Origin of the sequence: Salibacterium qingdaonense, from assembly GCF_900114715.1 — a bacterium.
Lineage (GTDB): Bacteria > Bacillota > Bacilli > Bacillales > Marinococcaceae > Salibacterium > Salibacterium qingdaonense.
Genome location: NZ_FOTY01000050.1, coordinates 1 through 12,092, shown reverse-complemented (window position 1 = coordinate 12,092; position 12,092 = coordinate 1). Strand labels below are relative to the sequence as shown.

The window sequence follows — 12,092 nt, the reverse complement described above, 5'->3', positions numbered from 1 at the left end:
CGCGCTCGGTAAGGCAGCAGCGTCAATGGGCCCGCATGGTACGGATGACCGATATTCTCCGGGACCCGGCCCGGGCATCCAACGGGACGACAGCCGGTGTCATACCGCTGCATGCCGCCCATTCCACAGCGATGGGCCATATGGTAAAGAGCCTTTCCTAACCCTCGCTGGAAGGTCTGTTTTCGCCAGAAAGCAGACCTTCCAGCGAGGCCACCAAGCGGAGCGCGGTAGGAGATTCACGGTGTACAACAAGAGAGGGCCGGAAACTGCCGTCTTTCAGGCTTACCGAGAAAAACTTGACGCAGACAAAGCGGTTTACTCCCACCCTGTGAAAGCGGAATTATGATAGAATGAAAGCATAGTTTACAGGGGAGGGATAAATAGGATGCCGAAGATTCTGTCTTACGTAGAGCCGCCTGAAGACGTTCTAGCATTTATGGAAGACCATGCAGAAGTGAGTGTGGTCCGCCCAAAAAAAGAAGAAGACAGGTTTTATGAAGAGCTTTCAAAAGCAGACGCCTTGTATGGAGCCGGCCTGCCCATTGGTGAAGACCTTCTGCAGCATGCGCCGAATCTGAAGGTTATCAGCAATGTGTCGGTCGGATATGATAACCTTGATATGGAAGCGATTTCAAAAAGGGGTATTACTGCGACCCACACCCCTGCCGTGCTGATTGATACGATGGCTGACACGATGACAGGCTTGATGATTGCCACTGCCCGGCGTATGCCGGAGCTGAACAACATGGTGAAAAACGGGGGGTGGAAGAAACCGCTGACCTCGGAGCACTTTGGTACCAATGTGCATCATAAGACGCTGGGAATTATCGGCATGGGCCGAATCGGGGAGGAAGTGGCACGCCGCGCTGCGCTTGGATTTCGTATGGAAGTAATGTATTACAACCGCCGCCGGAAGCCGGAAGCAGAAACGAATACCGGCGCTTCTTACGCGGAGCTGGAAGAATTGCTGCAGTCCTCGGATTTTGTCATGGTGCTCACTCCGCTGACAAATGAAACACGCGGGTTAATCGATGCCCAGTCGTTTGGCAGCATGCAGCAGCACGCTGTGTTTCTAAACGGCAGCCGCGGGAAAGTTGTGGTGGAAGAAGACTTGATTCAGGCCCTGGAAGAAGGAGAGATCGCTGCTGCCGGACTGGATGTGTTTGAGCAGGAGCCGGTGGATCCCAATCATCCACTACTGGGTATGGACAACGTTGTCGCACTTCCGCATATCGGAACAGCTACCCATGAGACAAGGCATGCGATGGCAATGGATGCTGCGCGGCAGTGTGTAAATGGAGTGAAAGGCCGGACACCGGAGCATGTCATACCGGGAGGATGAATGATGAACAAAAAAGCAGAACTTATTGTCGATGAAAAAGCCCTGCTCGGAGAAGGGCCGACCTGGGATGAGCATCAAAACGTATTGTACTGGGTGGATATCATGGGGGAGAACATCCATCGCTATGATCCAAAGCAGCAGATTAATCAAACGATAAATGCCGGTCAGGAACCAGGAGCTGTTGTGGTACATAAAGACTCGGAGCTGATCGGTGCTATGCAGCATGGTTTTTACAGGATTAATTTTGACCGGGAAACATTTGAGTTGGTTGTGGACCCGGAAGAGCATCTGCCCGGCAATCGGTTTAATGATGGAAAAGTGGATCCGGCCGGACGGTTCTGGGCCGGAACGATGGCGTACAGCAAGCAGAAAGACCAGGCAGCGCTGTATTGTCTGACCCCTGAGTTCACCTGCAGCCAAAAAGTCGGTCATATAGGGATCTCCAATGGGTTGGCGTGGAGTGCGGACTGTAAAACGATGTATTTCATTGATACTCCCACGCTTGAAGTGAGTGCGTTTGATTATGATATCGCCGCAGGCGGAATTTCAAACCGCCGCCCGGTGATCATCTTTTCAGGAAACGACGGGCGTCCGGACGGGATGACAATGGATGCGGAAGGTATGCTTTGGATTGCCCACTTCGGAGGCTGGAAAGTAAGCCGCTGGAACCCGGAAACAGGGGAGTGTCTGGAGGAAATTGAGGTGCCTGCCAGCCAGGTGACGTCCTGCGTGTTCGGCGGGGAAGATTTGAGGACGCTGTATATTACCACCGCCCGCAATAAGCTGGACGAAGAACAGCTTGATATAGAGCCGCACGCCGGCGGGTTGTTTGCTTTGAACCCGGGTGTGAAAGGAACGCTGTCCCGCCGATTTGGCGGCTGAAGCTGTTCCCGTTTAAGGCGGGAGCAGCTTTTTTTATGGAGCATACCGGCTTTAACCATCACATTGTGAGTGTTTCCGGGTAAATGTGCACCTTAGATGAAGTCCAGGAGTCTCTTTTGTCAAGGAGTATGGGAAAAGGGACGTTTAGAAATCGTCTAACCATTACTATTCAATAATTGGAAGGAAAAAGCAACCCGCAGCATATCACAATCAGTCTATGCATTGACAGAATGATAGTTCAAGGGGTAAACTATATTATAGTTTAGGGGGTCAACTTTATATGGGTGAAAGTAGAATGGAGGAAGCGATCCGTCTGTTCACAGACGTGATGATTGACGGTCAGAACGAAGTGTTCCGCAAGGTGGAAAACGAACTCCACCAAGAGTTTTCGATGGAACAGATCAAAATGCTGAACCTGCTCGAACGACACGGACCGATGACGTCCAAGCAGTTAACGGAACTGCAGGGAGGGCATAAAAGTGCAACATCGAGCCGTCTGAAAAAACTGGTGGAAAAAGATTATGTCCGGGTCATTCCGGATGCAAGCGACAAACGGGTGAAATACGTGCAGCTTACAGAGGCAGGAGAGGCTGCGTATAAACAGGCCAATCAGCAGGTGAACGAATACTTAAGCTCCATACTATCCGGAATCAATGATGAAGAAGTCGATGAATTCATCTATATTTTCCAGAAAGTCAAATCACTGCTGAGAAACCAGGCGTAAGCCGATCCTGCTTTTCAGTTGTTTTACAGAAAAGAGGAGGAAAGAAACATGCGTACGATATTAAGATTCCGGTGGGTGATTGCTTCGGCACTGCTGGCTGTAACAGTGCTGCTCTTTTTCCTCACGCCGGATTTATCCCGCCTGGCCGGGGAGGAAGAGAGTTTTCAGCTTCCGGAAGACATGACTTCGCAGCAGGCCGATACCATACTCGAAGATGCCGGAGAAGGAGCAGAGTCCATCAGCCTGGTGCTCGAACTGGATAATTGGCTGACGGCGGAGAAAGAACAGAATATTACAGGATATTTAGAAGACATCAGATCAGCTGATGATAATATTGAAGAAGTGACCTCCCCGTTTGAACGGGAAGAGGTACGCAATCAACTGGTGTCTGAAGAGAATAACGTGGTGCTTGTACCTGTTTCGGTTAACGGAGGCCAGGAAGCGGCCGTGCAGGCCGGGGAAGCACTGCAGTCTCTGTCCGTTCCAGATGGAATGACGCAGTATGTGACAGGAGATGCGATAATCAGTGATGCCGTGGATGAAACGACACAGGATGGGCTTCAGCGTACAGAAGGAATTACGGTTGTACTTATTTTTGCGCTTCTGCTTGTTGTGTTCCGGGCTGTCGTCACCCCGTTTGTACCGCTTATTTCGGTCGCGGTAACCTATCTGTTAAGCCAGTCCATCATTTCCCTGCTGGCAGAAGGTTTTGGTTTTCCATTGTCGACGTACACGCAGATCTTTCTCGTCGCGGTATTGTTCGGCATAGGGACGGATTATTGTATTCTACTTCTCAGCAGGTATAAAGAAGAGCTTTCTGATGGACAGGAAGTCAAAGATGCTATTGTAAACACGTACAGTACAGCCGGTAAAACGCTGTTGTACAGCGGTATTGCCGTGTTTGTTGGTTTTGCGGCGATAGGCTTTGCAGACTTTGCGATTTTCCAGTCGGCTGTAGGAGTGGCCGTCGGCATCGCGGTGCTTCTTCTCGTGTTGTACACGCTGATGCCGTTTTTCATGGCCGTGCTGAAAGACAAACTGTTCTGGCCTTCGAAAAAAGGAGGCGAGCATCAGGATAATAAACTTTGGAAAGCGATGGGACGGCTGTCCGTGTTCCGTCCGGTCATCTCCATCGTAATTGCTGCTGTTGTAACGCTTCCTTTTCTATTAACCTATGACAATGACATCTCCTACAATAACACCGATGAAATAGGATCTGAGGCGCAATCGGTTGAAGGTCTGCACGTTATTGAGAGTGCCTTTGGTATGGGGGATGCACTGCCTCTTGAAATGGTTATTGATTCGGAAAATGACATGATAACAAAAGAAAAGCTAGCAGCCGTTGAGTCACTGGCCCGTACGCTTGAGCAGTCGAGTGCAGTGGATGAAGTGCGCGGGGTAACCCGGCCGACCGGCTCTGTGCTGGATGACATGTATGTCGACAACCAGCTGGAAGATGTATCAACCGGTATTTCAGATGCCCGTGACGGCCTGGGGGAAGTTCAAAACGGTCTAAGCGAAGTGCGTAACGGCCTGCAGGATATGAACAGTCAGGTTCAGGGAAGCGCCTCCGGCAGCAGAGGGTCCTTGAATGAAGCAGTCTCCGGCATCCAGGACATCAACAGCCAGGTCGGCACTATTTCCAGCCAGCTGCAGCAGACCGGTAATACCCAGGCAGCGGTCCAGCAGCTCAGCGGTGTACAGCAGGGGCTGACGGAAGTGCAGAACGGGCTGCAGCAGGGCAGTCAGCAGATGAGCAATCAACAGCAGGCCCAGGCAAACGACTTGGCAGCCAGTCTTGATGAGTTGACCAACGGGGTACAGGAAGCCATCAATGGTCTTGAGGATATTGAGTCAGGACTGGAAAGTGCACAAACCTACACAGCAGAAGCGTCCGGAGCTTCCTATATCCGCGGCAGCGGCGTATTTGTACCGGATGACCTTCTTGAGAATGAAGATTTCCAGGAAGGCGTCCGTCAGTATGCTTTTGAAGATCAAACCGGCATGACGATAGAAGTGAGCCTGAAAGAGGATCCGTACTCGGTTGAAGCGATTGAGGCAGTGGATCAGGTGAAACAGCTTGTTTCGATGGAAACTGCCGGTACGCCGCTTGAGCAGGATACAATCACCTACAGCGGCGTTCCTGGAACGAATGCGGACCTTGAGGACATTTCCACCGAAGATTTTACGAACACCATCATTATTATACTGATTGGATTGTTTTTGATTCTGGCTGTTCTTCTCCGTTCGCTCGTGAAGCCTGTCTTCATTCTGGGCGGACTGATGCTGGCGTATTACACCGCTATGGGAGCAGCGGAAATGATTTTCGTTCAAGGGCTCGATTATCCCGGCATGATGTGGCCGGTGCCGTTCTTCGGCTTTGTTATGCTCGTAGCTCTCGGCGTTGATTATTCGATCTTTCTGTTTGACCGGTACCGTGAAGAGGCCGAACTCGGAGTTCAGGAAGGCCTGCTGAAGGCCATGAAGAAAATGGGAACTGTCATTATTACGGCAGCTATTATTCTATCCGGCACATTCGGCGCGATGATTCCGTCCGGCGTCCTGACGCTCATGCAGGTCGGCACTGTCGTTGTAACCGGGTTGCTGCTCTTCGGCCTTATCATACTGCCGCTCTTCATACCGGCAGTAGTGAGTCTCCATGACTCTCCTCCTTCTTTGTCAAAGCGTAAGGAAAAATAAAGACAAATCAGAGGAAGTGTCAAAAGAGTCTCTCCGGGCAGTCCCTTCTGCTCCCGGATGTCAGGTCAGCGTCTACTATCTGATAGATAAGAAAGATTAGTAGACGTAAAACGCTGTTTCATGGACACTACGGTGTTTAAATATCAAAATAGTGGCTGCCGGCAAGGAAAAGGAGTCACTATTCTGCCGGGTCAGAGATATAGTGTCCACGCATCCAGCTTTTGTGGACACTAAAGGCAGTCCTGAGTGATGCAGCGGCCGCGCACGCACAGCCGGATTCTATAAAAAACAAGCCACGTTCCGCAGGTTCCCAAGTATAGCTGAGACCAGGATAAAAAGCCCCTGGTCAGGCGGACCAGGGGCTGCTGACAAACCAAATCGTTGTCAGTAACAGAAGGAGCAATCCGGCAAAATAAGCGTCATACCGGTTCCAGTGTATACGGTGGTAAAACGTGCGGTTCCGGCTCCCGTCGAACCCTTTTGATTCCATTGCGACCGCGGTTCGTTCGGCTTTGCGGATAGCTCCGGCCATCAGCGGGATAAAATACCGTTTCAGTTGACCGATCCCCCGCTTTTCTCCCAGGCCGCGGATGCGGTGGGCGGTACGAATCTGCCGCAGTTCATCCCGAAACAAGGGGAGAAAACGATAAGCTGCCATCATCCCGTACCCGAACCGGGGCGGCAGTTTGCACTGCTGGATGAGACTCAGCATAAACCGGGACGGTTCTGTCGTAAGAACGAAAAGCAGAGACCAGGAGCCGAAAACAAGCGCACGCATGCCGAGAGAGACGCCGGTTGATACGTTTTCAAGGGAAACCGGAAGGCTGCCGATTGTAAATAAAATCGTGTTTCCGCGTTCATCCGGAAACACAACCTGAATCCAGACAAAGCTGAATGCAAACAAGAGAAAGGGAAGCAAAAGCAGTCCGAGAAAACGAAACGATACCCCGCCGAGGGCGATGATCATTATTACCGTGCATCCGAATAAAAGCAGCGGGGTCCAAGGGTTAAACACCGGTATCATCATGATGATAATGACCAGGACGGCCCCCAGTTTCAGAGAAGGATTGACCTTCTGCAGGAAACGGTCTTTTTGCTGATACTGTTCTAACATGGTGCTTCCTGCCTTTCGAGGGAATGAACCCAGGGTTTCAATTTTCGGGAAACCGGAATGTTTATCGAAGCTTTCTCAAGCAGATCGTTCTGCTGAAAGAATGTGTCCGTACCGCCTTGGAAGGCGGTACTTTTTTCATGAAGAAGGAGCACTTTGTCTGCGTAACGGTCCACCAGTTCCATATCATGGGTGATCATAATAATCGAACCGCCCCGCTGCTGCCATTTCTTCAGCATCTCCATCAATGCATTCGTGCCGGATTCGTCCTGGCCGAATGTCGGCTCATCAAGGATCAACAGTTCCTGTTCCCCTGCCAGCATGACAGCAGCCGACAGACGGCGTTTTTGTCCCTGGCTCAGGGAAAAAGGGTTGGCATCCCGCTTTTCCCGCAGTTGAAAGAGAGTGAGCATTTCTTCAAGTTCTGCACGTATGAACTCCGGATTACTGCCTGTCATCCGCCAGCCGTAGGTTAATTCATCTTCTACCGAGTCACAGATGAACTGATGTTCAGGGTTCTGAAACACAAATCCGGTCTGCTTCATGATCTCCTCTGTTCTGTAACGACTTGATTCCTTTCCTTTTCGAAACAGAGTTCCTTCCTCCGGCTGCTCAAGTCCGGTCAGAAGATGGGCCAGCGTGCTTTTACCTGCTCCGTTGGAGCCGCATAGCGCGGCGAATTCTCCTGTGTGCAGCGTGAAAGAGACGTTCTCCAGAATACGTTCTGCCCCGTAGGAAAAAGTCAGGTTTTCGGCTTCTATCAAAGGAGGCGCAACGGGACTTTTCGCAGAAAAGTCCGGGGCTGGTTCGTTTCGTTTTTGAATGCCGCGCTGTGCGCATTGTACCTCCCATTCTTCCAGATTGAGTGGAAAGGGATCCCAGGTTATTTGTCCTTCCTGTTCTACGCGGCGCGCTGTCCGGCAGACTTCCGGCACATGAATCCCTTCCTGCTCCAGGATGTGCGCCTTTTCCCGGAAAACAGTACGGGGAGGGCCCTCGAGCAGAACACCTCCTTCTTTCCGCAGTGCAATCACCCGGTCGATATACTCCAGGCCGGTTTCCATGTTGTGCTCGATAAAAAGAAGGGTCTTGTTTCCGCGCGCAGCAGTGTTAATCCATAACTGAATAAAGTCTTCGCTGCTCTTTGGATCCAGGTTGGCCGTTGGTTCATCCAGAACAAACACAGCCGGGTCCAGGGCCAGCAGGCAGGCTGTAGCCGCTTTTTGTTTCAGACCGCCGGAAAGGGTAGTGAGCCGGCTGAAGCGATGTTCTCTCAGCCCTGTTATCTCAAGCACGTGTTCCAGTCTGCTCGTTATCTCCTCAATCGACAAGCCGATGTTTTCCATGCCGAAAACAATTTCGTCTTCCACGGTTTCCATGCAGAACTGCGTTTCCGGATCCTGAAACAGTATACCGACGTGCCGGCAGGCTTGTGCTGTCGTCCAGTGCTCCAGCTCTGTTTCGTTTACGGTGAGTGTTCCTGTTTTTTCGGCCTCGATCACTCTTGGAATCAACCCCTGCAGCGCAAGAGCGAGTGAACTTTTGCCGCAGCCGCTGGGCCCGGCAAGCAGAATATTTTCGCCTGTGTTGATGTCAAGATCCAGAGGTGGAAGGGCGGGCTGGTTATCTGCTGGATAAGTAATGCTCAACCCTCGGATGGCTGCATTACTCATCATGATGCTCCCCTTTCCTGTTTCGTTTGTCGGTTGCTGCGGCCGATGGCGAAGTTATGCAGGACACCGGTCTTCTCCAGCGCCCAGGTGAGGTAATGGCTTCCCCAGCCGGCGAGCAGAAGACCGCTTAGGAGCATGGTGCCAAGCATGAACCAGACGACGCCTGCTGCAAACTGACTGTATCCATACAGGGCGAACTCAGTCAGAAAGCTGGCGGCTGTCCCGGCCATACCTGCAAGCATAAGCACAGGGAGTTTGAAGCTGCGGTACCGGAACATGGCAAACACAAGCTCTGCGCCAAGCCCCTGGGTGAAACCAAGGATCAGTACCGATCCGGCATTGACCGAACCAACCATGATTTCGGTGCCGGCTGCGATAAGCTCAGCAAACAGAGCCACCCCTGGTTTCTGAATGATCAGGGCACAGACAATGGGAGCCATGATCCAGAACCCCGCCATCAATCCGCCGCCTACCGGACCCAGGATACCTGTCACAAGCTGCCCGAGAAAAATCCAGACTAAATAAAGAACCCCGAAGACAGCAGAAATAAACGCCATCACCACAATTTCGCGGAGATTCAACGTATGATTTTGTCTCATTTGGATGGATGCCCCGGTTTTTTATCTTCGGCAAACGGCCAGTCATGGGCTTTATATGCCATATCAAAAAACATGAACTCGAGCTGGCAGCCGTCGAGAAAGTGTTCTTCCCAGCGCTTGACTTCTTCTTCTGACGCGGTTTCCGCCATTTGATCCAGTTTATCCAGGTATTCCTGCATGCGCGGTTCTTCCTGTTGTCCGTAAAATGTAATCCAGTCGTAGAATGGGTGGGTTTCATCCGGTTGATAGTCCTCTATGAGCCGGCGGCCGACATAGAGGTAGATCCAGGGGCACGGCAGGGTGGCTGCGATAATATCCCCGATATTGCCCTCATAGGCGGTGTGGAGCATATGTTTAGCATAGTGCTGGGCTGTGGGAGCAAGTGGATATCCGTGCAGTTCATCATATCCGACCCCGGCCTGGTCACACAAATTGTGGTGAGGGTGAATTTCACTGTTTAAAATAAATCCGATACCGGAATGGAATAATTCCATCTCCTCCCGGGTTCTGCTTTTGGCTATAGCGAGAGCGCGGGCCTGAATCATGGCATTCAAATATTCATAGTCCTGCTTCACATAATGGATGAGCTGCTCTTTCTCCAAGTGTCCTTGGCCGATACCCTGAATAAACGGGTGGTCATAGCAGGCCTCAAAAATGTGATTCGTGTTCTCCCTCAATTTCTCTGAAAATCTCATGGTTAATCTCCTGCCTTTCTGTGATTTTTCACATAAAAAGAGCCACTCCGGAAATGGAGCGGCTCTGTTTGGTAGGAGATATTATGGTTGAGACGGCTGAAAGACCGTCTTTCATCCACAGACAGATATGCCGGCTCCACTTCCCTTCGCTGGTACTAACCAGATCAGGTTCTAAGGGACCAAGGAATAGATCACTCCTTATCTCAGCTTTACAGCGCCCCTAGCGGCCTCTTTTGTATGCGATTGCTTATAACGTATCATGCAGATGAGGTATTGTCAAAATAGTTTTGTTAAATACATACGGGAGACAGGCTTATTTTTTCTTCATCTGTTTCGCTTTATTTACAGCAGTATCAGCCATCTGCTTTGCTTTTTCCCGGTTTTTTTCGTCTTTTAAATACTCTTTGGCGGTACTGAAAAGTTTCTTTTTCAGGCTCATCTGTGTCCTCCTTTCTATTGATTCTATTTGGTGTAAATATGTTTCCCCGGTATCATTCAGCTTAAACTCGGAAAACGACTTCCTGTCAGGAAGAAAAAGCATCTTGTATACAGGTGTTGATGGAAGAACTGCCTTTCCCGATGAGAAAGCCCTGGGCGGCATCACAGCAGTGAGTACGGAGCCAGTCCCATTGTTCCTTTGTTTCCACGCCCTCAGCAACGACGGTCATATTCAGGTCGTGAGCAAGCCCCAGTACGGCCCGCACGATAGCTCCTTTGGAGTAGGAGGCGGGAAGGTCCTGGATAAAGGAGCGGTCAATTTTAATCAGGTCAAACGGCAGAGTTCCGATATAATTCATCGAAGAATAGCCCGAACCAAAGTCATCCAGGGCCAGTTTGATGCCGGCCTCTTTCCATCTGGTCAAGGTTGGGACGAGATCATGAAGGTTGTCGATGGTTGCAGACTCTGTCAGCTCCAGTGTGATCAGGCCTGGTTCAATGTCGTAATGGGCAAGCGTATGAATAACATATGATTCAAAGCCCGGGTCATGAAACTGACGGAACGATACATTCACACTAACACTGTACATGGTTTCTCCCTGGTCCTGTCTTTCTTTTAAAATACGGCATGTTTCTTTGAAAACCCAGCGCCCGATGGGGTGAATCATGCTTGAATTCTCAGCAGCCGGGATGAAACGTCCGGGGGAAATATATCCGTGCTTCGGGTGTTCCCATCGAAGGAGAGCTTCAAATCCGCAGAGTCTGCCATTTGTCAGAAACAACTGCGGTTGAAAAATCAGGTGCATTTCTTTTGAATCCAGTGCGTGATGAAGATCCTGACGAAGTTTAACTTCATTCAAGGAAGCGTCGGCAAGAGCTTTATTATAGAAGTAGAGCGCGGTGCCTGCAGTCTCCTTTGCTTTCTGCATGGCGAGATCTGCTTCCTGCAGCAGCTGTGCTGGCTGTTTTTGTGCTGTAACTGTCTGCGCGCTCACACCAATGCTTAGTTCAAGATAAATAGGTTCATGATGGTACAAAAAAGGTTCTTGGACATCAGCCGGAATCTGCTCTTTAATATCTTCATATGTACCAGGAGGCGCTACTAGAACAAATTCATCCCCGCTCATGCGGTATACGTTTCCGCCCGGTCCGCACAGCGACAGAAGCCGGTTGGCATAGGATACTAAAATATAGGCCGCCCCTTCATCGCCGAAAAAGCTGTTAATCCGCTTGAAGTCATCTATGTTTATAAGAAATAAATAGTATCCGGCACTGTATGGCGTTCTGTCCTTTTGATGTTGTTTGAAACGCCGGGCATTTGGAAGCCCGGTCAGGCTGTCATAGTAGGCTGCCTCGTAATATTCGCTGTATATGCGGTATTGAATCATTAAAAATAGATTGACGAGAAGAAGAAGGCTGTCGAAAAACAACACTCCCATCCAGCCGAGTGCCGCGTGGAATAAAATCATAGCAGTTACAAAGCTGGGAAGAAATACGACGACGCCGACACCGGTCCATAATATCGACAGGGTCATTCTGCTATTGGAATAAAATTTTTTCCATAGTAAAAATACAGCCAGGCATATGTATGTGTAAAATAGTTCTCGGTAACGACGAAGACTGATGATTGGCAAAAAAAGAGAAGGTCCTCTATCATCGATGTATGCCTAGGAAGCAAATACAAAGCGAAAAGAGGCCTTCTCATGAAATCTATTATAACAGAAATGCACCAGATAATGAAAGAAACACCGGATGTCCTGGCCATGGAAGAAAAGCTGCAGCAGCTGATGTACAGCTGGTTCAGCGATTTGGTGGGAGAGGCTCTCACCCTGCTGGATGATCCGGTGAGCGAAGTGAAAAAGGACGAAGGATGGGACGTGGAGACGCGGGATGCGAGGACTATCCAGTTTTTATTCGGGCCGGTTCAG

The 12,092-nt window shown here is 50.3% G+C and carries 10 protein-coding genes, 1 pseudogene and 1 riboswitch; of the genes and pseudogenes, 5 read left to right on the top strand and 6 right to left on the bottom strand.

Annotated features, from left to right (window positions below):
- The first annotated feature begins 385 nt into the window (after positions 1-385).
- The 4 genes from BM058_RS17480 (at position 386) to BM058_RS17465 (ending at position 5,648) form a co-directional block, all read left to right on the top strand.
- Positions 386-1,342, top strand: coding sequence for a 2-hydroxyacid dehydrogenase (locus BM058_RS17480; protein ID WP_090928960.1), 957 nt, complete (start codon positions 386-388; stop codon positions 1,340-1,342).
- A 3-nt stretch (positions 1,343-1,345) separates the two neighbouring features.
- Positions 1,346-2,224: an SMP-30/gluconolactonase/LRE family protein gene (locus BM058_RS17475; protein ID WP_407690193.1), complete on the top strand. Its 879-nt coding sequence runs from the start codon at positions 1,346-1,348 to the stop codon at positions 2,222-2,224.
- A gap of 280 nt (positions 2,225-2,504) precedes the next feature.
- Complete coding sequence (locus BM058_RS17470) at positions 2,505-2,948, top strand: MarR family winged helix-turn-helix transcriptional regulator (protein WP_090928955.1); 444 nt, start codon at positions 2,505-2,507, stop codon at positions 2,946-2,948.
- Between the two features lie 48 nt (positions 2,949-2,996).
- Positions 2,997-5,648: an MMPL family transporter gene (locus BM058_RS17465; RefSeq protein ID WP_090928952.1), complete on the top strand. Its 2,652-nt coding sequence runs from the start codon at positions 2,997-2,999 to the stop codon at positions 5,646-5,648.
- 346 nt (positions 5,649-5,994) lie between these two features.
- Here the strand turns inward: BM058_RS17465 and BM058_RS17460 are convergent, their stop codons facing one another.
- The 6 genes from BM058_RS17460 to BM058_RS17440 all read right to left on the bottom strand — a co-directional run bounded on the left by BM058_RS17460 (position 5,995) and on the right by BM058_RS17440 (position 11,699).
- Positions 5,995-6,762, bottom strand: coding sequence for an energy-coupling factor transporter transmembrane component T family protein (locus tag BM058_RS17460; protein ID WP_090928950.1), 768 nt, complete (start codon positions 6,760-6,762; stop codon positions 5,995-5,997).
- The gene (locus BM058_RS17455) at positions 6,756-8,435 is read right to left on the bottom strand and encodes an ABC transporter ATP-binding protein (protein WP_090928948.1); all 1,680 of its coding nucleotides are present in this window, start codon (positions 8,433-8,435) and stop codon (positions 6,756-6,758) included. Before BM058_RS17455 ends, BM058_RS17460 begins: the two co-directional genes overlap by 7 nt.
- Positions 8,432-9,031, bottom strand: a complete 600-nt coding sequence (locus tag BM058_RS17450) for an ECF transporter S component (protein WP_090928946.1) — start codon at positions 9,029-9,031, stop codon at positions 8,432-8,434. Before BM058_RS17450 ends, BM058_RS17455 begins: the two co-directional genes overlap by 4 nt.
- Complete coding sequence (gene tenA / locus BM058_RS17445) at positions 9,028-9,726, bottom strand: thiaminase II (protein WP_090928943.1); 699 nt, start codon at positions 9,724-9,726, stop codon at positions 9,028-9,030. The genes BM058_RS17450 and tenA overlap by 4 nt, the downstream gene beginning before the upstream one ends.
- A gap of 124 nt (positions 9,727-9,850) precedes the next feature.
- Positions 9,851-9,958: riboswitch (TPP riboswitch) on the bottom strand.
- 81 nt (positions 9,959-10,039) lie between these two features.
- Positions 10,040-10,165, bottom strand: coding sequence for a hypothetical protein (locus tag BM058_RS18775; protein WP_281244722.1), 126 nt, complete (start codon positions 10,163-10,165; stop codon positions 10,040-10,042).
- An 85-nt stretch (positions 10,166-10,250) separates the two neighbouring features.
- Positions 10,251-11,699, bottom strand: a complete 1,449-nt coding sequence (locus BM058_RS17440) for a putative bifunctional diguanylate cyclase/phosphodiesterase (RefSeq protein ID WP_090928941.1) — start codon at positions 11,697-11,699, stop codon at positions 10,251-10,253.
- A gap of 168 nt (positions 11,700-11,867) precedes the next feature.
- Here BM058_RS17440 and BM058_RS17435 point away from each other — a divergent pair.
- Positions 11,868-12,092 (top strand): annotated as a pseudogene (locus BM058_RS17435) (UPF0236 family protein); the annotation flags it as partial.

Excerpts from the sequence above, each read along its gene's own strand:
- BM058_RS17480 (WP_090928960.1), top strand. The coding sequence starts at position 386 with ATGCCGAAGATTCTGTCTTACGTAGAGCCGCCTGAAGACGTTCTAGCA.
- BM058_RS17465 (WP_090928952.1), top strand. The coding sequence starts at position 2,997 with ATGCGTACGATATTAAGATTCCGGTGGGTGATTGCTTCGGCACTGCTG.
- BM058_RS17455 (WP_090928948.1), bottom strand. The coding sequence starts at position 8,435 with ATGATGAGTAATGCAGCCATCCGAGGGTTGAGCATTACTTATCCAGCA.
- BM058_RS17470 (WP_090928955.1), top strand. The coding sequence starts at position 2,505 with ATGGGTGAAAGTAGAATGGAGGAAGCGATCCGTCTGTTCACAGACGTG.
- BM058_RS17460 (WP_090928950.1), bottom strand. The coding sequence starts at position 6,762 with ATGTTAGAACAGTATCAGCAAAAAGACCGTTTCCTGCAGAAGGTCAAT.
- tenA (WP_090928943.1), bottom strand. The coding sequence starts at position 9,726 with ATGAGATTTTCAGAGAAATTGAGGGAGAACACGAATCACATTTTTGAG.
- BM058_RS17450 (WP_090928946.1), bottom strand. The coding sequence starts at position 9,031 with ATGAGACAAAATCATACGTTGAATCTCCGCGAAATTGTGGTGATGGCG.
- BM058_RS18775 (WP_281244722.1), bottom strand. The coding sequence starts at position 10,165 with ATGAGCCTGAAAAAGAAACTTTTCAGTACCGCCAAAGAGTATTTAAAA.
- BM058_RS17440 (WP_090928941.1), bottom strand. The coding sequence starts at position 11,699 with ATGACCCTGTCGATATTATGGACCGGTGTCGGCGTCGTCGTATTTCTT.
- BM058_RS17475 (WP_407690193.1), top strand. The coding sequence starts at position 1,346 with ATGAACAAAAAAGCAGAACTTATTGTCGATGAAAAAGCCCTGCTCGGA.